The organism is Glutamicibacter sp. BSL13 (assembly GCF_052928425.1).
In genome coordinates, this window is record NZ_JAVGCZ010000042.1 from 1 (window position 1) to 21,360 (window position 21,360).

Annotated in this window: 19 protein-coding genes; 8 read left to right on the plus strand and 11 right to left on the minus strand. The window is 64.8% G+C overall.

Features of this window, described 5'->3' with window-relative positions:
• Positions 1 to 130: 130 nt before the first annotated feature.
• From gabT to RCJ92_RS09235, 3 genes are all read right to left on the minus strand, one after another.
• Positions 131 to 1,471 carry a 4-aminobutyrate--2-oxoglutarate transaminase gene (gene gabT, locus RCJ92_RS09225; protein WP_446754383.1) on the minus strand — a complete coding sequence of 447 codons (1,341 nt, stop codon included), beginning with the start codon at positions 1,469 to 1,471 and terminating at the stop codon, positions 131 to 133.
• Between the two features lie 211 nt (positions 1,472 to 1,682).
• Positions 1,683 to 1,829: a methionine/alanine import family NSS transporter small subunit gene (locus RCJ92_RS09230; RefSeq protein ID WP_138177054.1), complete on the minus strand. Its 147-nt coding sequence runs from the start codon at positions 1,827 to 1,829 to the stop codon at positions 1,683 to 1,685.
• A 2-nt stretch (positions 1,830 to 1,831) separates the two neighbouring features.
• Positions 1,832 to 3,430, minus strand: a complete 1,599-nt coding sequence (locus tag RCJ92_RS09235; protein ID WP_138177051.1) for a sodium-dependent transporter — start codon at positions 3,428 to 3,430, stop codon at positions 1,832 to 1,834.
• Between the two features lie 113 nt (positions 3,431 to 3,543).
• Here RCJ92_RS09235 and RCJ92_RS09240 point away from each other — a divergent pair, with 113 nt between their 5' ends.
• From RCJ92_RS09240 to RCJ92_RS09250, 3 genes are read left to right on the plus strand one after another with little or no spacing between them, the layout of a single operon-like run.
• On the plus strand, positions 3,544 to 4,947 hold the full coding sequence (locus RCJ92_RS09240) for a PucR family transcriptional regulator (RefSeq protein ID WP_446754384.1): 1,404 nt from the start codon (positions 3,544 to 3,546) through the stop codon (positions 4,945 to 4,947).
• 53 nt (positions 4,948 to 5,000) lie between these two features.
• Complete coding sequence (locus tag RCJ92_RS09245) at positions 5,001 to 5,435, plus strand: hypothetical protein (protein WP_054821032.1); 435 nt, start codon at positions 5,001 to 5,003, stop codon at positions 5,433 to 5,435.
• A complete protein-coding gene (locus tag RCJ92_RS09250) occupies positions 5,435 to 5,953 on the plus strand; it encodes an HIT family protein (protein ID WP_446754385.1) in 519 nt (172 codons plus the stop codon). Before RCJ92_RS09245 ends, RCJ92_RS09250 begins: the two co-directional genes overlap by 1 nt.
• Positions 5,954 to 6,141: 188 nt before the next feature.
• On the opposite strand, the gene RCJ92_RS09255 is transcribed toward RCJ92_RS09250, so the two are convergent.
• Entirely contained in the window at positions 6,142 to 6,402 is a 261-nt protein-coding gene (locus RCJ92_RS09255; RefSeq protein ID WP_138177042.1) for a hypothetical protein, read from the minus strand.
• Between the two features lie 517 nt (positions 6,403 to 6,919).
• Entirely contained in the window at positions 6,920 to 8,017 is a 1,098-nt protein-coding gene (locus RCJ92_RS09260) for a polyprenyl synthetase family protein (RefSeq protein WP_446754386.1), read from the minus strand.
• Positions 8,018 to 8,318: 301 nt separating this feature from the next.
• Here RCJ92_RS09260 and RCJ92_RS09265 point away from each other — a divergent pair, with 301 nt between their 5' ends.
• The 4 genes from RCJ92_RS09265 to RCJ92_RS09280 all read left to right on the plus strand — a co-directional run bounded on the left by RCJ92_RS09265 (position 8,319) and on the right by RCJ92_RS09280 (position 12,470).
• Positions 8,319 to 9,662, plus strand: coding sequence for an isochorismate synthase (locus RCJ92_RS09265; protein WP_360028172.1), 1,344 nt, complete (start codon positions 8,319 to 8,321; stop codon positions 9,660 to 9,662).
• 318 nt (positions 9,663 to 9,980) lie between these two features.
• Positions 9,981 to 10,769, plus strand: coding sequence for an ABC transporter substrate-binding protein (locus tag RCJ92_RS09270; protein ID WP_343831921.1), 789 nt, complete (start codon positions 9,981 to 9,983; stop codon positions 10,767 to 10,769).
• 112 nt (positions 10,770 to 10,881) lie between these two features.
• The gene (locus tag RCJ92_RS09275) at positions 10,882 to 11,676 is read left to right on the plus strand and encodes an amino acid ABC transporter permease (protein WP_446754387.1); all 795 of its coding nucleotides are present in this window, start codon (positions 10,882 to 10,884) and stop codon (positions 11,674 to 11,676) included.
• 11 nt (positions 11,677 to 11,687) lie between these two features.
• Positions 11,688 to 12,470 (plus strand): amino acid ABC transporter ATP-binding protein, encoded by a 783-nt coding sequence (locus RCJ92_RS09280; RefSeq protein WP_446754388.1) that lies wholly within the window; start codon positions 11,688 to 11,690, stop codon positions 12,468 to 12,470.
• 87 nt (positions 12,471 to 12,557) lie between these two features.
• Here RCJ92_RS09280 and menD read toward each other — a convergent pair whose 3' ends face one another.
• The 3 genes from menD to RCJ92_RS09295 all read right to left on the minus strand — a co-directional run bounded on the left by menD (position 12,558) and on the right by RCJ92_RS09295 (position 17,621).
• Positions 12,558 to 14,309 carry a 2-succinyl-5-enolpyruvyl-6-hydroxy-3-cyclohexene-1-carboxylic-acid synthase gene (gene menD / locus RCJ92_RS09285; RefSeq protein WP_446754389.1) on the minus strand — a complete coding sequence of 584 codons (1,752 nt, stop codon included), beginning with the start codon at positions 14,307 to 14,309 and terminating at the stop codon, positions 12,558 to 12,560.
• 59 nt (positions 14,310 to 14,368) lie between these two features.
• Positions 14,369 to 16,429: a PhoX family protein gene (locus tag RCJ92_RS09290; RefSeq protein ID WP_446754390.1), complete on the minus strand. Its 2,061-nt coding sequence runs from the start codon at positions 16,427 to 16,429 to the stop codon at positions 14,369 to 14,371.
• 172 nt (positions 16,430 to 16,601) lie between these two features.
• Positions 16,602 to 17,621, minus strand: a complete 1,020-nt coding sequence (locus RCJ92_RS09295; RefSeq protein ID WP_138177023.1) for an o-succinylbenzoate synthase — start codon at positions 17,619 to 17,621, stop codon at positions 16,602 to 16,604.
• Between the two features lie 99 nt (positions 17,622 to 17,720).
• Here RCJ92_RS09295 and RCJ92_RS09300 point away from each other — a divergent pair, with 99 nt between their 5' ends.
• Positions 17,721 to 18,560 carry a phosphatase PAP2 family protein gene (locus RCJ92_RS09300; RefSeq protein WP_446754391.1) on the plus strand — a complete coding sequence of 280 codons (840 nt, stop codon included), beginning with the start codon at positions 17,721 to 17,723 and terminating at the stop codon, positions 18,558 to 18,560.
• A gap of 4 nt (positions 18,561 to 18,564) precedes the next feature.
• Here RCJ92_RS09300 and RCJ92_RS09305 read toward each other — a convergent pair whose 3' ends face one another.
• From RCJ92_RS09305 to RCJ92_RS09315, 3 genes are all read right to left on the minus strand, one after another.
• Positions 18,565 to 19,752: an MFS transporter gene (locus tag RCJ92_RS09305; RefSeq protein WP_346923105.1), complete on the minus strand. Its 1,188-nt coding sequence runs from the start codon at positions 19,750 to 19,752 to the stop codon at positions 18,565 to 18,567.
• Positions 19,753 to 19,809: 57 nt separating this feature from the next.
• A complete protein-coding gene (locus RCJ92_RS09310) occupies positions 19,810 to 20,832 on the minus strand; it encodes a hypothetical protein (protein WP_446754392.1) in 1,023 nt (340 codons plus the stop codon).
• 226 nt (positions 20,833 to 21,058) lie between these two features.
• Positions 21,059 to 21,360, minus strand: a 302-nt coding sequence (locus RCJ92_RS09315; protein WP_446754393.1) for a 2-oxo acid dehydrogenase subunit E2, incomplete at its 5' end; no start/stop codon positions are given.

A 21,360-nucleotide genomic window follows, 5' to 3' on the forward strand; every position in this document is an offset into this window, starting at 1 on the left:
CCCGCCCCGCCCCAGCCGGCCGGCGGTAAGGGGGCAAAAACGACGCCGGGGTGCCAGAACCAATGGTCCTGGCACCCCGGCGTCGTGCTCACCGGATCCCCGAGCTTGAAAACAGGGTCCCGGTGAAGAACTAGGCGTGCTGGCGGATGGCCGCTTCCAGCACGTCGAAGCCGTCGGTGAGCAGTTCGTCGCTGATCACCAGCGGCGGCAGCAGGCGGATGACGTTGCCGTAGGTGCCGCAGGTCAGGATCAGCACACCGTCCTCCAGGCACTGGGCGGCGACCTTCTTGGTCAGCTCCGCGTTCGGCTCCTTGCCGCCGGGCTTGACGAATTCGATGGCCACCATGGCCCCGCGGCCGCGCACGTCACCCACGGCCGGGACATCCTTCTGCAGCGCGGTGAAGCGCTCGAAGAACTGGGATTCGATTTCGCGGGCACGACCGGGCAGGTCCTGCTCGTCCATGAACTTGATGCTCTCCAGGGCCGCGGCCACGGCGACCGGGTTGCCGCCGTAGGTGCCGCCCAGTCCACCGCCGTGCACGGAGTCCAGCAGTTCGGCGCGGCCCACCACACCGGACAGCGGCATGCCCCCGGCGATGCCCTTGGCCACGGTCACCAGGTCTGGTTCGATGCCCTCGATATCGGAGGCGAACCAGGCGCCGGAGCGGGCGAAGCCGGCCTGGACTTCGTCGGCGATGAACACGATGCCGTTTTCCTTGGCCCATTCGGCGACCCGCGGCAGGAAGCCGGTGGCCGGGACGATGAAGCCGCCCTCACCCTGGATTGGTTCAATGATGATCGCGGCGATCTGGTCCCCGCCGATCTGCTTTTCCATGGCCAGGATGGCGCGCTCGGCCGCTTCCTTGCCGGAGATGTTCGGGTTTTCCTCACGGTACGGGTAGCTCATCGGCATCCGGTAGATTTCCGGGGCCAGCGGGCCGAAGCCGCGCTTGTAGGGGGCGGCCTTGGCGGTGAGGCCCATGGTCAGGTTGGTGCGTCCATGGTAGGCGTGGTCGAAGGCCACCACGGCCTGGCGCCCAGTGGCCACACGGGCCACCTTGATGGCGTTCTCCACGGCCTCGGCGCCGGAGTTGAAGAACACGGCCCGCTTTTCGAACTCGCCCGGGGTGATGGCCACCAGCTTTTCGGCCAGTTCAATGTAGTTCTCGTACGGGGCCACCATGAAGCAGGTGTGGGTGAAGCGCGCGGCCTGCTCGGCCACCGCCTTGGCCACTGCCTGGTTGGAGGCACCCACGGTGGTCACTGCGATGCCCGACCCGAGGTCGATGAGCTGGTTGCCGTCAACGTCAACGATGATGCCGCCGTCAACATCGGCGGCGTAGACCGGAAGAGTGGAGGCAACACCGGCGGCCACGGACTTCTGGCGGCGGGCGGTCAGCTCCTGGGACTTCGGACCTGGGAATGCACCGTTTACCTTGCGCTTCTGTTCGATACGGTATGAGACGTCCACAGCAAGCTCCTTTCCTCAAATGGGGGCCGGGCCTGAATCCTGCCGGCCCTAAGTCTGTCGTACTCATAGCAGGATATGACGCGGTTCCGGCGCGTCCAACCGCCGTGGCACAGGCGCGCGAAGCAGTATTTGTGCAGCTGCACAGACAAGGGCGCGGCAGTGGAGAATCGCTTCCCCACCGCCGCGCCCCGAGGTGTTCTGGCAGCCCCGGCTACAGCTGGGTCGGTGCCTCGATCAGGTCATCTTCCGGATCATCGGGTACATCCGGGTGACGTGACAGGTTGATCAGTGCCAGCACCAGCCCTCCCCAGATGGTGAGCATGGCGATGATCATGAAGACAATGGCAATTCCAGTCATGGCTAGTACCTCTTCACAGTGGTGTCGGGCAGTTCCTCATCGAGGACCTTGGCCTTGTGCTGTTCGAATTCCGGGTCGTTGAGCTTCGAGCCACGACTCCAGGGAATCAGCGAGAGCAGCACCGCGAAGACGATCAGCGCTCCGGCCATGCCCCAGCCAAAGATCCCGTTGAACCACGCCGGGTAGCCGGAGTACTGTTCGCCGATCTTGCTCTGCAGCTCGTTGAGCAGCATGTAACCCAGCGCTGCCGGGCCAACGCCGCCGACCAGGACCATCCACCCGGTGCCCAGCTTGATGGAGCTGTGGCGGTTCAGGTGCTTGGCCAGCTTCGGCAGGGCCCCCAGTCCGGCGCCGACCACGATCACGGTGACCAGGGCGCAGGCCAGGATGCCGAACTGGTTGACGAAGGCATCGAGCGTATCCAGCAGGTACAGCGAGGTGGTGGTGGAGAACAGGGCCAGGGAGATCAGCCCGATCGGCACGGTGACGATCAGGGTCGCCGCCTTGCGGTTCCATCCCAGCTTGTCCTGGAACGCCGCGACAATCACCTCAAGGATTGAGATCAATGAGGTCAGGCCAGCGAAGACCAGCGAGCCGAAGAACAGCACGCCCAGCAGGGCCCCGAGCGGAGCCTGCGAGACGATGGTCGGGAACGCGATGAACGCCAGCCCGATGCCGCCGCTGACCACGTCGCCGACTGCGGCCCCGGTGTTGTGGGCCATGAAGCCCAGGGCGGCGAACACGCCGATGCCGGCCAGGATCTCAAAGCCCGAGTTGGCGAAGGCCACCACGTAGCCCGAGCCGGTCAGGTCGGTCTTGCGGCGCAGGTAGGAGGAGTAGGTGACCATGATGCCAAAGGCCACCGACAGGGAGAAGAAGATGTGGCCGAACGCCGCCGCCCACACCGCCGGGTTCATCAAGGCCTCCCAGTTCGGGGTGAAGAACGCGTTCAGCCCGTCCATGGCGCCGGGCAGGAAGACCGACTGAACCACCAGCAGCACGAACATCACGATCAGCAGCGGCATGAAGACCACGTTCGCGCGGGCAATGCCCTTGTTCACACCGGCCACCATGATGATGATGGTCACCGCCCATACGGCCAGGATCGGGAAGAAGACGCGGGAAACAATGTCGAAGGATACCCCGACGTTATCGGCCACGTTCAGGAACTCGCCCATGAAGAAGCCTTCGGCGTCATCGCCCCACGCCTTGCTCAGCGAGAACCAGGCGTACATGGCCGCCCAGCCGATGATCGCGGCGTAGTAGATGGCAATGATGAAGCAGATCAGCACCTGCCACCAGCCCAGCACTTCGGCCTTGCGGTTCAGGCGGCGGTAGGCCAGCGGGGCGGAGCCGCGGAAGCGGTGACCGACCGAGTAGTCAAGGAACAGCAACGGGATGCCGGCACACAGGATCGCCACCAGGTAGGGGATCAAGAATGCGCCGCCACCGTTTTCGTAGGCAACGTAGGGGAAACGCCAGATGTTTCCCAGACCGACAGCGGAGCCGATGGCGGACAGGATGAACAACTTGCGCGAGGAGAAGACCTCGCGTTGTCCTGTCGCCTTGCGGGCGCCTCGTACTGAAGATGGAGTGTTCATGTGATTAACCTAACCTAGAACAACTAGCATATGTGTGAAATGGCTGTTTTAGTTCCTTGTCAAGGGGTTTTCCCCATCGCGGCTGCGCACAATTCAGAGCCTAAACTTTAAGCATGGCAATCACCCTTGGAGCCCTGCTTGAGCATGACGAGCTTGATTTGCGCCCGCTCAATGACTTTTCGAAAACCCGCGAGACATCCATCACGTGGGCCGCAATCACCGAGCTGCTGGACCCTTCGGAGTTCCTCACCGGCGAGGAGATCGTGCTGACCACCGGGGTGCGCCAGAAGACGACCGCAAGCCAGCGCGAGTTCGTGCGCCTGCTGGCCGAGAACGGGGTGATTGCCCTGGGGTACGGGACGGGGCTGGGGCACAAGAACGTGCCGCACAGCATCCTGAAGGCGGCCGCCGAGGTCAACCTGCCGGTCTTCGAGGTCCCGTACCAGACCCCCTTCGCGGCAATCACCAAGCTGATTGCCGAGGAACTGAACCGCTTCCACCTGCAGCAGCTGCAGCAGCTGCTGAACTCCCACCAGCGACTGACCCGCACGCTGCTCTCCTCCAGCCTGGACAGCATGCTCGGCGAGCTGGCGAACATGCTGGGCACCGACGTGGCGGTCTCCCTGTACGGCACCCAAATCTACGGTCCGGACTTCCGCACGGGCACCTGGCACCAGCTGCCGATCGCCACCGGAATGCGCGACCGGGGGGCGTTGTACCTGGCCGAACCCTATGAGCACGATGCGCTGGTGGAGTACGCCCAGTCCCTGATTGGCCTGGAGCTGGCCAACAAGGCGCGGCTGCTTGAATCCCACCGGTTGGGCAACGGGCAGATCCTGGCCGATCTGGTGGCCGGCACACTGGATGGCAGCGAGGCCGCCGACCGGCTGCGGGCGCTGGGTCTGGACCGGCAGCGCAACCACGTGGCCATCCTCATCCAGGCCGTCTCCGCGGCGTCGGTGCTGCCGAGCCTGCCGTTGCCCCCGCTGCTAGAGCAACAGGTCACCTCGATGATCGATGACCGTTTGGCGATGCTGCTCCCCCAGGAGCTGGCCGCGCAGGCGGTAACGCTGATCAGCGAGTACCTGGAGAAGGCCGGGATTCAGGCGTCCATTGGCTACGGCGGCAGCTATCCGGGGGCGCGCGGGGTGCGGTGGAGCTACTTTGAGGCACTGGAGGCGTTGCGCCACGGGGAACGGGTTAATGCCCCGGCCAAGCTGTCGCTGACCTCCCTGCTGCTCACCGCCAAGGACGTGCCCATCCACGATCTGGCTGCCGAGGCGCTGGGGCCGCTGCAGAAATTCGACCGGACCAACCGCGGCGAACTGGTGACCACGCTGCGCGAGTACTTCAAGCTGGACGGTTCGGTCGGCGCCGTGGCCGAGTCGCTGGGATTGCACCGCAACACGGTGCGCTACCGGTTGCAGCAGATCACCGAGCTCTCCGGCTACGACCCGACGGTCACCGGCGACCGGGTGCAGCTGTGGATCGCATTAATCGCCCTGGAACTGGCCTGAGCGAGCGCCGCCCCGGTTCCCTGCCGGGGGCCGTGAGTCGATAGGATATTGACATGGCTGACATGTTCATTGAGAAGTTCCGTTCCCTGGTTCCCAAGTATCTGGATGACGCCTGGAGCCAGAGTGACGGGTTGAGCGCTGCGGAACTGGGTGGGGCACTGGAGGAGTCTCGGGTGCAGATCCCCCAGGTGCTGGAGGAGTTCTACCGTTCGCTAGGTAACTGCGAGGACTTCATGGAGGCCTACCACTATTTCTTCGACCCTGAGGAGCTGGAGGTGGAGGACGGCTACCTCTTGTTCCTGGAGGACGAGGAGGAAAAATTCGTCTGGGGCTTCAAGGTCAACCAGCTCGACGTGCCCGATCCGATTGTTTACCGCCGCAACAACGCGCGCGGCAACTGGACCAGTGAGGAAGGAACGTTCAGCGAGTTCACGCTGGACATGTTCGCCTGGGTGTTCGAGGAGCTCAGCGCGGAATTGGAGAATTAGTGCTGCACCATTCCCACGCCCCGGCCGGGTACCAGTGCCCGTTTTGCGAGCTGCTCAATGACCTGCCGTTCAGCGAGGGGAACCTGTGCGCTCCCACAGACATGATCTACCAGACGCGTCACGCGGCGGCGATCATGGCCTGTGACGGGTTCGGCAAATACGGCGGACACGTGATGATCATCCCCACCGCCCACCTTGAATCCCTCTATGACCTTGATGATGAGGTCTGCGCGGCGATTATGCGTGAGACCCGCCGGATTGCCCTGGCCATGAAACTTGCCTGGGCTCCGGAGGGAACCAGCACCCGGCAGCACAATGAGCCCGCTGGCAACCAGCACGTGTGGCACTATCACCAGCACGTCTTTGCCCGTTATTCAGATGACATGCTCTATCGCCAGCTGCGCCACCGGGTGCCGGTGGCGGACCGGGCGGAAAAGGCCGAGCAGCTGCGTGCCGCGGTGTTCTCCGAGCGCCACCCCTTCGCTCTGACCGAGGCGGAGTTGCGGCGGGTTTCCTAGTCCTGGTCTGCACGTAGGTCGAGCACCTGACGACCTTTCGGGCGCCTTTTTGGCACGAGCAGCACACGAGCGGCAGCAAATGGCTGCGTCGCCGGCGTTCGAGGCTGCAATGATCGAGCTGTCGCTCTTGCAGCCTAAACCTTAGTCTCACCCGAACCTTCAGCAGACTCGGGGTTCTTCTGCGAGTGTCAGTTGAAGTAGAGAATCGACTGATACTGCGGCCTGTAACCGATGTACTGCTCCCCCTTGCAATACCGCTGAATACTGACCGTGTAGCCCTTATTTCGCAGGTGCTTCGCCCGAGCATTGGTTTCCGCTTGGCAAACCTGCAAGTTGTTGTACCACCGAGTTTGGGTGTCCGCTTGGGCGGCAGGAGCCAGGGCCACCATCCCGGCGGTCAGGCAGAGCGCCGTCGCGCCAGTGGTTAACATCTTCTTGATTTTCAACACCGTTCGATCTCCTTGCGCACATCATTTCACTTTTAGTACACACTAATTACTTTCTGCGCTTCGTCAACCCTTTGCAAGCTATTAACACGCTAGGTATTTGACTGGCTAGGTAGGTTCTGTGACCTGTTTATATTTAGCCAAGCGTCAAGACCCGCAGAGAACAGCAACAGCAATCCGTGGAAGGGCAGCTGAGGGAAGAGATAAATAAACCGAAGGCATCGCGAATCTTTTTGTCCTACTTTGATCTTCGCGTCACCCGTTGAACGCATTGCACCGATCACGATCCCTGGGTGAGTGAACCAGGGACCGCAACTTGTTTTTCTGCAGCCCCTCGATATCGGTTCTGCAAAGGAACCGAGCTCGCAGCAGTTGCATCAGGAAAACCGACATAGACGGCGTTATCACTTACCTATGGCACAACACCGCGGCATGACAAAGGATCGGCCGGCCCCCGCATGGGAGCCGGCCGATCCTTTTTGACATCTGTTGGTCTGCCCCCTCAAGGGCGCTTCAACGCTCAGGCCTCGCGGGTGACCACGGCGTCAGCGAAGGCGATCAACGCGTGCTTCACGGTGCCTTCGGGCAGCGGCTCCAGGACCTTGATGGCATCATCAGCCCACTGGCGGGCCACTTCCCAGGCCTGGCGGGTTGCCGGGTGCGCTCCGACGGCCGCAACAGCCTGGGCCAGCGACTCGTCACTGCTCAAATCACCGTCAACAAGCTCCAGGGCCGCGATTGCATCGTGGTCCCCGTGTGCCGCGGCTTCACGCAGCTTCAGCACCGGCAGGGTGGGAACTTCTTCGCGCAAGTCGGTCCCCGGAGTCTTACCCGAGTTGCCGCTGGTGGCGACCAGGTCGATCACGTCGTCGGCCACCTGGAAGGCCACGCCTACCTTTTCGCCGTATTCGCGCAGGATCGCCACATATTCCGGGCGCTGGCCGAAACGGGCACCAAAGGCGCCGGAGGTTGCCAGCAGGGAGGCGGTCTTGTCGCTAATGACCTGCAGGTGGTGGGCGATCGGGTCGTCCCCCTCGCGCGGGCCAATCCATTCGTGCAGCTGTCCCAGGCAGAGGCGCTCAAAGGTGCGTGACTGCCAGGTGACCGCTTCCGGGCCCAGCTCGGCACCGAGCACCGACGCACGGGCAAAGATCAGGTCACCGGCCAGAATGGCAACTGAGTTGCCCCACACCTCGTGGGCGGTCGGGGCGCCGCGGCGCATCGGGGCCGAATCCATGACGTCATCGTGGTAAAGCGTGGCCAGGTGGGTCAGTTCCACCACGGCGGCCGCCTTAATGACATCGTCGTCGATTCCCTCGCCCAGCAGCGCGGTCAGCAGCACCAGCAGCGGGCGCACCCGCTTGCCGCCGGCTTCCACGAGGTGTCGGGAGGAGGCGTCGATCAGCGGATCGGAGTTGGCGATTGCGTCGCGCAGCAGCTTCTCGACCTTGGCCAGCCCGGTGGAGACGGCCGGGCCGAACTCCGGGTCCTCGGCAATCGGGGCGAAACCTGCTGGAAGATTGATGGTCGCGGCCAGTGCCGCGGTTTCCGGATTCAGCTCTATCGAGTTCGGAACCTCATGCCCGGCTGCGGTCCAGTTGCTTTTCGAATCAGTCACTGTTTTACGGCTTACTTATCTTTCAACGGGTTTGGTTATCGTCCCAGGAGGACTCCTCGGCAGCGCACCGCTTCCGAAACTTCTATCACTCTAGCCGATGTGGCCCTCCTCTTTCTCTTTGCGGTGCTGTTATCTTCGCCGTGGGCCAGAGGCCACAAGGCACAGCGGTACACGGCACACCCTTACCGCCCCCACCTCGTGGGCAGGACAACTCCGGCGCACGGGCGCACTGGGCCGGAGCGTGACTGCGGCCACCAGCACAGCCTCACCGCGCGCTTTCGGCGGTAGGCTTAGCCGTATCATGTCTGCCGATTTGCCTGTCGCCTCCCCTGCCTTCGTGCAGCAGGAGCTGCCTGTTCTTGCCAGTGTGACCTTTAGTTTCGACCACACCGACCCGTCCTTTGTGCTCGACGCATTGCGTCACCGAGCCCTGGTGTGGACCCGGCAGGGTGACGGCCTGGTGGGCCTGGGGGCGGTGGCCCGTCTGCATACCCAGGGGGCTGAACGCTTCGCCGACGCACGGCAGTGGTTTACCGACCTCGTGCAGCGCGCCACCGTGATCGATCCAATCAACCAGCCCGGCAGCGGGCCGGTGGCCTTCGGCGCGTTCGCATTCTCGTATACCAGCAACTACCGTTCCCGGCTGGTGATCCCGGAGGTGGTCCTGGGCAAGGACGGAGCGCTTTCGTGGATCACCATCACCAGCGACACCCTGGACACCGAGCAGCTCACCTACGATTACGCCCTGGCCCGGTGCCAGGAGCTGCTGGACGAGGCGGCCTACACCGGCGCCCCGCACGGCACGATCAGCCTGCAGCCCGGAGACCTGACCGCAGGCTCCTACCTGAAGGCGGTCACCCAGGCGCTGAAGGTGTTGGAGGGTGACGAGATTTCCAAGCTCGTGCTTTCCCGGGACGTGATTGCCCACAGCAGCGGCGGCATCGATTTGGCGCAGGTTGTCCGGGAGCTGGTTGGCGGCTATGACAACTGCTGGACCTACTCGGTGGACGGGCTGGTGGGTGCCACCCCGGAAATGCTGGTGCGCGTCACCAACGGCACCGCCGAAGCGCGGGTCCTGGCCGGCACACTGGACCGGGCCACGGCTCCGGTCGGGGAAGCAGGCTACCCACAGCGAGTCCTGCTGAGTGACCCGAAGCAGCGTGTGGAGCACCAGTTGGCCATCGACTCGCTGACCCTGGCGCTGGATCCGATTTCCCACGGCATGCAGGCCCCCGAGGAACCGTTCATCCTGGAATTGCCCAATGTCTGGCACCTGGCAAGTGATGTCAGCGCCGAGCTGCGCCCCGGCTCTGATGGCCGGTTCCCCACCGCACTTGATATCGCCGAGATTTTCCATCCCACCGCTGCGGTGTGCGGCACCCCAACGAAGCTCGCCGGGAAGGTGCTGCGCGAACTGGAGGGGCTGGACCGCGGACCCTATGCGGGACCGGTGGGCTGGATCGATTCGCGCGGCGACGGCGAATTTGGCATTGCCCTGCGCGGAGGCGTGCTGGAAGACGAAAGCAATATGCGCCTGTACGCCGGTTGCGGGATCGTCACCGGCTCGGATCCGGAATCAGAACTGGCCGAATCATGGGCCAAAATGCGGCCCATGCTGCAGGCCCTGCACGCCGAGCGCCAGTAAAATCCGTGCCCCGGCTATCAAGCGGCCGGAGATGCGGCCCGGTCGTGGTGGCTGCGCACCTCACCCACCTCCGAGGTCGGGACCGCGCTAAAACAACATTCACAGCCAAACTTTGAATCTTGACCTTTTGGCAGTTTCCCGCTCACAAGTCCTAGTGCCCAACACTTCACCACGGCTGGGGAGGGATTAGGTGGGCAATGAGCAAGTAATGCTTATTCCCACGTGACACGGTGTGATGCGAATCTCAGGTGGGCCGCGTCATGGTTATGATTATCAGGACGCCTGTAACTCGCATCACCTGAAAGTAGGTCCCGTTCCATGCGCACCTTCAAGAAGAACGTACTATCCACTCTCGCCATCGGATCAGCAGCGCTCATCGCCCTGACCGGCTGTGGCGGCTCCGACAACGGCAGCTCGGACACCGAGGGCAGTGGATTCACTCCCCGCACCGCTGGACAGTTGACCGTCTGCTCCGATGTTCCCTACGAACCGTTCGAGTTCAAAAAGGACGGCGAGATCGTTGGCCTGGACATTGATATCGCCAACGAGATCGCTTCCGACATGGATTTGAAACTGAGCGTCATCACCGCAGGTTTCGACTCGATCGAGTCCGGCCTCTTCAAGACTCAGTGCGATATCGCGATGTCGTCGATTTCGATCACCGATGCGCGCAAGGCCAACATGGACTTCTCGGAACCTTACCTGGATGACGACCTGATGCTGGTCGCCCGTAAGGGGTCCGGGATCACCGATGTTGAATCCGCCAAGGGCAAGCGTGTCGCCGTTCAGCAGGCCACCACCGGTGAGAAATACGGCAAGGAACAAGGACTGGAAACCATCGGCTATGAAGACTCCGGTCTTCAGCTCCAGGCCTTGACCTCGAACAAGGCGGATGCGGCGCTGGGAAACCAGTCCGTATTGCGCTATGCGATCGCGGACAAGCCGGACTTTGAAGTCGTTCAAGAGATTCAGACCGGTGAAAAGCTTGGTGTTGCGGTGCCGAAGGACAGCGCCGAGCTGCTGGACAAGGTGAATTCCACTCTGGACCGGCTGAAGAGCTCGGGTGACCTGGACAAGATGACCGACAAGTGGTTGGGGCAGAAGTAAGAATCTTCTAAAGCGGTCTTCGCGAGGAGACCGCTTCCCACACTTCAATGATTTCGCGCGGCGCTTCAATCACAAGTTGGAGCGCCGCGCCCGACAACCATGAGGTTCTTCCATGGCTATGACCACAAGTCAACGGGCTCGTATCAGCAAGATCATTCAAATAGCGGTCTTCGTCGTTGTTCTCGCAGTACTTATCCTTGCTGCCGACTGGCCACAAATCCGAAGCTCGTTCTTCGCTTTCGAGAAGATTGGATCGATGTTCCCCGATCTCATCCTTGTCGGGCTGAAAAACACAATCTTCTACACAGTTATTTCTTTTGCTTTCGGTCTAGTGCTGGGTTTGCTGTTGGCGCTCATGAAAATGGCGTCTTTTGCTCCCTACCGCTGGTTCGCCACCGGTTTCATCGAGTTCTTCCGCGGCGTTCCAGCAATCCTCGTGCTTCTCGCATTCGGCTTCGGCGTTCCTGTCGCCTTTCCGGAATCAAACTGGCCGCAACCGGTAAACATCATGGTCGCGCTGGGTTTGGTGTCGGCCGCATACATTGCCGAAACGTTGCGTGCAGGCCTGCAAGCCGTTCCCAAGGGACAAACTGAAGCAGCAAGGTCGTTGGGGATGCCAGCTTGGCGAGCCATGGTGACCATCGTCATTCCCCAGGCTTTTCGAATCGTGCTGCCGCCGCTGACCAATGAAGTCATTCTTCTGACCAAGGACTCCTCCCTGGCGTTTATTTTGGGCATGAGCTTGACTCAATACGAGATTACAAAATTTGGTCGCGAGGGAATTACCGCCTTGGGAGCGGGCATTACTCCGCTAATCGTGGCAGGTGCCTTCTATCTGGTCATCACCATTCCATTGAGCCTGATCGCGCGTCGTTTTGAGGGTTCCTCCGCCCGGCAAAAGCGCTAGGAGAAAGCATCATGAGTACATCTACGACAGAACAAAAGTTTGAAGCAGCGGGCGCGAACATCACCGGTTTGCGCAAGTCTTATGGCAACAATGAAGTGCTCAAAGGGATCGACTTGAACCTCGAACCGGGAGAGGTGGTCTGCCTGATCGGCCCCTCCGGTTCGGGTAAGTCGACTCTCCTGCGCTGCGTCAACCTACTGGAAAAGCCGAACAGCGGCACCATTCATGTCGGCGGTTTCGAGGCTACGGATCCTGATGTGGATCTGGACAGGATGCGCCGACATGTCGGCATGGTTTTCCAGCAGTTCAACCTCTTCCCCCACCTGACCGTGTTGGAGAACTGCGCCGTTGCCCAGATCAAGGTCGCAAAACGGCCCAAGAGCGAGGCAAAGAGGATTGCTCAAACCAATCTCGACCGGGTGGGACTAGGTGATTTTGGCAGCCGCTATCCGGATCAGTTGTCAGGCGGGCAACAGCAACGCGTCGCCATAGCCCGCGCGCTGTCCATGGAACCGCGGCTGATGCTCTTCGATGAGCCCACAAGCGCATTGGACCCCGAAACGGTGGGCGAGGTCTTGGCGATTATGAAGTCACTGGCCAAGGGTGGCATGACCATGCTGGTGGTCACCCACGAAATGACGTTTGCCAAGGAAGTGGCCGACCGCGTGGTGTTCATGGACGACGGGGTGGTGGTTGAGGAGGGCAAGGCAGCCGACGTGATCGGCAACCCGCAGCAGCCGCGCACCCAGGACTTCCTGCGCCGGGTGCTGGATCCCACCCACGTGGATATCTAGGCCGGAACCCAGCAGCCCAAGCAGAAATAGGACACCGCGCACCCTTGGGTGCGCGGTGTCCTTGTGCCATGGCCTGAGCAGGCTGGGCTAGCGTTCGGGCCAGGGCAGGGCACCGACGGCTTCAGCCCACTGCACGGACTGGGCGCGGACCTGCTCGCGCGGGGCGCGTACTTCGATCAGCCGCACCCCGGCCCGTTGGGGTGCCGCCAACAGTTCCTCCAGCTCGCCGGAATTTTGCGGGCAGTAGTACTTCCATCCGTAGGCCTGGGCGAGGGCGTCGAGGCGGGCCGTGTGCGGGGTGGCGAACAGGCGTTCCACCGCCTGCCCGTACCGCCCCGATTCGTGGACCGCCCCGTGTTCCAGCGTGGAGAAGATCGCCCCACCGGCGTCGTTGTACACCACCACGTCCAGGGTGGGTCGCGGTTCATCGGGGGCCAGCAGCAGGGCCGAGGCCTCGTGCAGGAAGGTGATGTCCCCCAGCACGGCACGGGTCGGCTGGCCGCTGGCGATGGCCAGGCCCAAGGCGGTGGAGATGCTCCCGTCAATGCCGGCCAGACCCCGGTTGGCGTACACCCGGGCTCCGGGCCGGTCGTCCCCGGCAGCGGCCAGGTCAAAGTCGCGCACGATGTTGGAGGAGCCGATGAACAACGGCCCCTGCCGGTGGCGCCACAACAGCTGGGCCAGCTGGTAGCCGTTGACATGCTTCGACGGCTGCAGGTCCCTTACTATGCCCTGTGCCTGCGCGTCCAGGCTCCGCCAGGCGTCCAGCCACCCCTTCGGGGCGGTGCCGGCGAACTCGATGAGCTGGGCGGGGTCTGCGACGAGCCGTTCGCGGCGCCGGCCCGGAGCGTACCAGGACACCGCCCGGGGCTGGTACAGGGCGCTGGGAATGTTGTGATTCGCCAGCAGGCGGGCCACCGGGCGGCTGAGCGTGGGGCGGCCAAAGAGCACCACCCGCTCGATCCGTTCCCCGGCCACGGCCAGCAGCAGCCGGTAATGGGTGATCAGCTGGGCCGAGAACCGTGCGTTCGAGGACGGTTCGGCCAACAGCGGCAGCCCCAGGGCCTGGGCGAAGGCCTGGGCTTCGGGGCCGGCGTCATGCCCGGCCAACACCACGGTGCGTCGTGCCGGCAGGGCGCCGGGCACCACCCAGCGCGGCAGGTCGGGCTGCTCCCCTGCCCAGCGCCCGGGCCGAATCTGCTGGGCCCACTGCTGTGCGCCTAAATCACTGTCCCGGGGCGGGGTGAGCGGGTCGCGGAACTGCAGGTTCAGCTGGACCGGGCCCGGCGCGCTCTTGCTTGTCCCGGCGAGCGCCCGCAGGGCTTGGTCTACCGCTGGTGTGGGCGAGGTTCCGGCCGGGACGTTCAGGTTCGCGCGCACGTGCACGCCGAACAGTCCACGCTGGTCGGTGGTTTGGCTGGCGCCGGTGCCCTGCAGCTCCTCGGGACGGTCGGCGGAGAGGACCAGCAGCGCGGTGGCGGTGTGGTTGGCTTCCATGATGGCCGGCAGCAGTTGGCCCACGGCCGTGCCGGAGGTCATGGCAATCGCCACCGGGGCCCCGGAGGCCTGGGCCAGGCCGAGTGCCAGGAAACCGGCGGAGCGTTCGTCGATGCGTACGTGGATGCGCAGTTTGCCGCTGGCCTCGGCCTCCGCTGCGGCGTAGGCCAGCGGGGCGCTGCGGGAACCCGGTGAGAGCACCAGGTCACGGATTCCCGCGCCGATCAGTGTGCGGAACACGTCCCGGGCGGTATCGATGGCGGTATTCGGCAGGGATTCACGGTGGTGCAGGTCCCTGGGTGACTCGTTGGCGGTGTGCGCCGTGCTTCGTTCAGCTCCCACCTGCCCCAGTCTAGTGGTTGCCCCGCCGGTCCCTGCCGCCTACCGCCTCCCGTTGCCCACTACTTGCCCGGTCCCCGGCCCTGGCCCTTGATGGCCTTGGTGCGCCGGTACACCTGCACGACGGTGGGTCGCGGGCCACGCATCTGGCCCTTCTTGGCCTTGCGACCGTCACTGACGTAGTCCGGGAACAGGGACTGGGGTTCGTTGTAGCTGCCGCCCTCCCCCGGGTGCTGGACCGAAACGAACACCGATTGATCGCTGTCGCGGATCAGCGGGCCGCAGGTCTCGGCGCCGGTCGGTACGGCCAGGAACTGTTCAACCCGCCCGCGTTGTTCACCATCCAGGGTGACCTTGTGCAGGGCATCGGAGTAGCCGATGGTGCTTGGTGCCCCGTCGGTGGAGATCCACAGGTTGCCCTGGGAGTCGAAGGCCAGGTTGTCCGGGCAGGAGATTGGGGAGACCTTGTCGGCCGGGTACCCGGAGAAGTAGGTGGAGGAATTGAACTTGGGATCCCCGGCCACCAGCAGGATGTTCCAGTTGAACTCGTTGGCGGTCGCGTCGGTGGGGTTCTCGGTGATCTCCAGTACGTGCCCGTCCCGGTTGCGCAGGCGCGGGCTGACCTCGGTGGCCCCCTCGGTGCCATGGTTGCCGCGTTCGGAGTTGTTGGTCAGGGCCACGTAGACCTTGCCGGTGACGGGGCTGGGTTCCACGTCCTCCGGGCGGTCCAGCTTGGTGGCGCCGAGCTTGTCAGCGGCCAGCCGGGTGTAGACCAGGACCTCGTCCAGGGCCATGCCCTGGACCTGGGAGGCCCCGTTGAGCACCAGCGGGACCCACCTCCCGGTGCCGTCAAAGGCTCCGTCGGTGGGCAGCGTTCCGATGCCGTCGATTTCGTGGGCCGGGGAATTGCCGCTGAAGGTGGCCACGTACAGGTCCCCGTGGGACAGCAGGGTCATGTTGTGGGCGCGGTCCCCCTTGCGGTAGGTGTCGCGTGAGACGAACTTGTACAGGTATTCAAAGCGCGAGTCATCACCCGAGTAGGCGATGACCTTGCCGTTCTGTGCGATGCGCACGTTGGCGCCCTCGTGCTTGAACCGGCCCAGGCTGGTGTGTTTCACCGGGACCGAGTCCGGGTTTTGCGGATCAATTTCCACCACCCACCCGAAGCGGTTGGCCTCGTTCTCATAGCCGGGGTGGTGCAGCCCGAAGCGCGGTTCGCTCTCCTCCCAGCCGCGGCCGGTGGCCTTGGCCTTGATCCCGTACCGGGCTTCCTGCGCGGTGCCCCGGCCCCGGAAGTACTGGTCGAAGTTTTCCTCCCCGCTCAGCACGGTTCCCCATGGGGTGGTGCCCCCGGCGCAGTTGTTCAGCGTTCCCAGCACCCGGGTTCCGGTTTCGTCCTCACGGGTGCGCAGCAGCGGGCTGCCGGCGGCCGGGCCGGTCATGCGGAACTCGGTGTGCATGGTGATGCGCCGGTTGCGTTCGCCGCCCACGATGTAGTTCCAACGCCGGTCGTTCTTCTTGCGCTGCACTTCCACCACTGACATGCCGTGCGCGGCCAGCGCGACCCGACGGGCCTCGTCCTTGTTCGCCTCAAACCAGGCGGGTGGGAACATCATTTCCTCGTTCGTGTATTCGTGGTTGGCCACCAGCACCCCGCGATGTGATGAGTACTTGTCCACGATGATGTCCAGGTAGTCGCAGTTGTAGCCGAACTGTGCGGCCTGCGCCTTCGCCGAGGGTTTGGCCGGGTCCAGGGCCTGCTTGCGGGAGAACAACGGGTCACCCCAGCGGATGATCGGGTGCCAGTCATAGCCCTCAGGCACGCTCATGCCGTCCACCGAGCGGGACACCGGGGCGATGGCGGTGAAGGGCAGCAACCCGCGCTTCCCTTGGGCCGCCGGGGCGGCGCTGGCGGCCGGGGCGGAGAGCAGGGAGGGGCCCAGCACCACGGCCGCCGCGCCCACGGCGCCGAGCCCGAGCATGCTGCGCCGCGAGAGGGCAGCATCGGCGATGTCCTTGAAGTACTCGTTGTCCGAGGTGTTGGCCTGCGGCGCGGCGCACGCGTCACCGCACTTGTAATGGCAGGTGGCCGCCGAACGGTTGCCGCGGGTGTGACCTTGCATGGGAAGCAGCCGGCGCGAGGTTTGCATCAGGGATCACTTTCTGTGGTGGTGCTGCACGCCGCGAGCCCGGTGCCTGGGCTGGGGTGTGAAGCGGTGGCTCATCGTGCGCTGGGAAGGGCGCAAGAAGAGCGTGCCACCCGTGGGTGATCGCCGGGGAACCGGAAGGTTAACCTCAGGCCAACGGACGCTGTGCCAGGTCCTGCCCGGCCAGGATGGCGTAGCAGCTTTCCAGGCGCTGCATCCAGCGCTGCCGGCCTTCGGGTTCCACGCTGTAGTGGCGCAGCTTCTGCCGGCTGACGCCGGGGCGGCGCACCTGCAGGTAGCCGGCTTCGGCCAGCAGCGGCTGCTCGGTGACGTCATCCTTGTACAGGGTGCCGGTGGACAGCCCGCAGGCGTACTTCAGCTCCGGCAGGCTGGCGGCCAGTGCGGCGCCCTGGCCCAGCCCCACCGAGGTGTCCAGGGCGCTGGAGACGACCGCGTCCAGCCCGGCCTCGGCCACGATCTGCAGGGCCTGGCGGATGCCGCCCAGTGGCTGGGCCTTGATGACCATCAAGTCCGCCGCGCCCTTGCGGGAAACCTCCAACGGGTCGGTGTGCTTGCGCACCGATTCGTCGGCGGCGATCTTCAGGTCAATGTGCCGTGCGGCCAGGTCCTCGCGCAGCCGGGCCAGGTCATCGATGCCCGGTACCGGCTGTTCGGCGTATTCCAGGTCGTATTCGCTTAGCCGGGCCAGGGCGGCGACGGCCTGCTGGGCGGTCCATCCGGCGTTGGCGTCCACGCGCAGCGCCGCCTGCGGGTAGAGGCGCCGGGTTTCGGCGACCCGGGCAATGTCGTCCTGCAGGATTTGGCCGCGTTCGGCGACCTTGATCTTGATGGTGTGCGGCGCATCGTACTGTTCCAGCACCCGGCCGACCTGTTCGGTGCTCACCGCCGGAAGGGTGGCGTTGACCGGGATGCGCTGCACCGTGGTCTCCGGGTAGGGCTGGTAGGCGGATTCGATGGCGGCGGCCAGCCAGCGGCTGGCTTCGGCCGGTTCGTACTCCAAGAAGGGGGAGAACTCTCCCCAGCCGGCCGGTCCCTGCAGCAGCAGGGCCTCACGTTCGACCACTGCCCGGAACTTTACGCGCAGCGGCAGGCGCACCACAAACGAGTTGGCTTTGAGTTCATCGAGGCTGGGCAGTTGGTTCTCCATGCCTACCAGCCTAGGACAATGTGTTCGGTATCGCGTATCGGGCGGGCTGTGGGGCGACTTGATGTGTGACAATCTGGAAACATGCGAGATTCCAGGCGAGTGAAAGGGCCGCGCCATCTGAAGTGGTGGTGGGCGCTGCCGCTGCTGGGCGTGGTGGGCTGCGTGGAGTACCTGTTCTTCGTTCGGCTGCGTCCGGGCCAGTGGGCCGATGAGGCCGCGTTCCTGGCCTGGGTGAACTGGTGGCCGCGCACCGGACTGGATTCGCCGGTGCGGGCGTTCTTGGATCTGCTGCCGGCCATGTGCGCGGTGATTGCGGTGCTGTTCCTGATCTATCGGGTGATCCGGGACCGCAGTTTCGTGCGGGCGGCGGTGGCCAGCCTGGCGGCGGTGGCGGCCGTGGGCAGCACCCAGCTGCTCAAGCATTTTGTCCTGGAGCGCCCGGACTTCAATTTCGGCACCGCCATGAACTCCTTCCCGTCCGGGCACACCACCACCGCCGCGGCGGCCATGGGGCTGATGTATGTGATCTCCCCTCCCCGACTGCGCCCGGTCGTGGGGCCCTTCGCCTGGGGCTTTGCCACGATCACCGGGCTGGCGACACTGATTTCCGGCTGGCACCGACCCTCGGACATCGCCGCCGGGTTCGTGATGGCCGGGTGGTGGATGGTCATTGGCTGCGCCATCCTGCAGGCCCGCCAGCCGCTGGCGGCAAAGGTGAAGAGCACCGCCTGGTCACGGCGGGCCGGGCTGCTCGCCCTGCTGGCCTGGGCGGCGGTCATCGCCCTGTCCTGGCTGCTGCCCCACCCGCACATCAAGCAGATCCCGGACCCGCTGCTGGTGCTCTATGCGGGGCTGGGGATCGCGCACATCGTGGCCAGCGCCCTGCTGAGCGGGCTGTGCCTGCGTTCGGTGGTGCTCGGCCCGGCGCGCCGGCGCTGATGGCCTAGCCGGCGCGGCGGGTGCGGGGAATGAAATAGCCAAAGATTCCGGCCCCCAGCACCGAGATCCCGCCCAGCGCCCACACCCCGGCGCCCAGGGTGCCCACCGCGACCAGGCCCGAGAGCAGCACCGGGCCGGCCATGGCCCCGGCATCGGACATCAGGCGCCACAGGCCCAGGAACTTTGCCCGGCCCACCGGCGGTGAATAATCCGCCCCGAGGGTCATCACAATCCCCGAGCCGATCCCGTTGCCGAACCCCAGCAGCATGGATACCGCCAACATGGCGCCCACGGTGTGGGTCAGCGGCAGCAGGAACAGCGCCAACGCCATGGTGGCCATGCACGGCACCGCCACCCAGGCCCGGCCCCGCTTGTCCATGACCTTGCCCGCCGGGTAGAAGATGAGCATGTCAATCGCCCCGGACAGGCCGTAAATCAGGGAAATGGTGGCCGCGTCCAGGCCAATGTTCTCGCCCCACAACGGCAGCACCACCTGCCGGGTGGCGCGGACCGCGGAAATGCACACCACCCCCAGCCCCAATCCCAGCAGGATCCGCCACTGGGCCTTGGCAATGGACAGCATCGAGGTGCCGTTCGGGGTGCTGCCGGCGGCCGGCTCGGCACGGGTGGCCAGTTCGGGGATCCACAGGCACACGACCATGGCGGTGAGCATGGCCAACAGGCCCACCCAGTACGCCCCGGTCAGCCCCAGCCACTTCATGGCCAGGGTCGCGGCGAAGGGCCCGATGAACACGCCGATGCGCATCACCCCGCCGAGCATGGACATGGCCCGGGCCCTGAATTCCATGGGCACGGCCTCGGCCAGGTAGCTTTGCCGGGCCAGGTTGAACACGGCCCCGGCCATCCCCAGCATGCCCACCCCCAGGGCAAAAAGTCCCAGGTTGCTGGGGACAATGCCCAGCACCATGCCCAGGCTCGCCCAGGCTGCGGCCAGCACCATGGAAATGCGTTCCCCGTAGCGGGTGGTCAACACGGCGGCGGGCACGTTGGCCAGCAGGGAGCCGACCCCGACCAGCGTGACAATCAGTGCTGCGGTGGCGGTGTCGGCCCCGCGACCGAGCGCCGCCAGTGAAATGATCGGGGCCACGGCCCCCACGCCCACCCCGTAGAGCAGGGAGGGTGAGTAGACCTTCAGCGCAAGGGGACGCAGGCTGAAGGGTTGTTCGCTCATGCTCCAATCCTACGCACCAGCCCCGCCACCACCGGCGGGGCTGGGCGCCTTGATAGGCTAATCGCGCGGTTCGGCCTGGTGCATGCGGGCCAGCAACTGGTCGCGAACGGCCTCGGAGTCCTCCATGGTCACGGCAAAGCGCTTGTCCCCGGTGGTGTGCACCACCAGCCCGTCCATGGCGCGGAACACGATGGCCGAGCCGCCGGGGAAGAACCGCCAGCCCCAGCCGCCCCACTGCCCCGGGGTGATCCATTCACTGTTCACGCTCTGGATCTGCCCCAGCGGGATCCGGCGCATCGTGAAGCCCAGAATCCCGGAGGTCACCAGCAGCCCCTTCTCATCCACCCTCACGGTTATGCGGCACACCCCCAACAGCAGGGCCAGGGCGAACAACAGCAGCACGGGTCCGGTCAGCAGGCCGAGCACCCCACCGTTCTCCGCCGACCCGTCGAGCACAAAGAACATGACCACGGTGAACACCAGCAGACCCGCGCTCAGGACCCACAGCCACACCGGCGCGTTCACGCTGCGCTGCAGGGGCTGCTGCGCCACGGGCAGCGCCTGGGGAAGTTTCCGTCCCTGCCCCTGGGCGATCCGTTCATCGCGTTCCTGCTTCATCCCCCGGTTCGCCTGCTGGTACACGCCGCTGATCCAGGCCGGCACCAGGCCGAGCAGCGAACCGGCGATCAGCACCAGGATCCAGGCGCCCAACTGCGCCTGCGCCGGGTCCCCGGCCAGCACGGTCGGCAGCACGCAGCCGATGAACATGGTTCCGCTCGTCCAGGCCGCCAGGCCGCCCAGGAACAGCATCAGCAGCTGGGCCGTGGGACGCTTGGCCCCCATCCCGGCCAGGCCCAGCAGCGCCCCGGCCGCGGCAATCCCCAGGCACACCCCGTAGAACGGGCCGAAGCTGCTGAAGCCATCCGGGTAATCCAGCCCCGACCAGTGGGTGGCCACCACCTTAGGAGCCTGCGCGCCCAGCAGCATCCGGGTGACCAGCACTGCCACCGCCGGCACGAGCAGCAGCAGTGAACTCACCGCCCGGTGCTTGACGGTAACCGGTCCTGTGGGCTGCTTCATGGCTCTTCCTCGGGCTCGTGGGGTCAGCGCCGCGGCATCCGCTGCCGCCGCTGTTTGCATGGACCAGCACCAAAATAGTTGCAGGTCACATCGTTTTTTGCTTTTGATCCTCTCCCGCGCGGCCCCGGTGGGGCAAATCCCGAGCCGAAAGAGTCCTCCGGGGTTAAAAGCACGACGCCCGGCTTGAAAGCCGGGCGCCGTGCTCCACGCCGGGTGGCGGTGGCCGCTACAGTGAAATGACCGCGTGCTGCGGGTTGGTCATCGCATCGGCGACAAAGCGCAGGAAGCCCGCCGCGGTGCCGCCATCACACACGCGGTGGTCGAAGCTGAGCGTCAGCTCGCAGATCGAACGCACCTTGACCTTGCCCTTGACCACCCAGGGACGTTCCACGACCCGGCCGATGCCCAGGATCGCGGCCTCCGGGTAGTTGATGATCGCCGCGGAGCCATCCACGTTGAACACCCCGTAGTTGTTGATGGTGAAGGTGCTGCCGGACAGGTCCGACACCCCGGCCTTGCCTTCGCGGG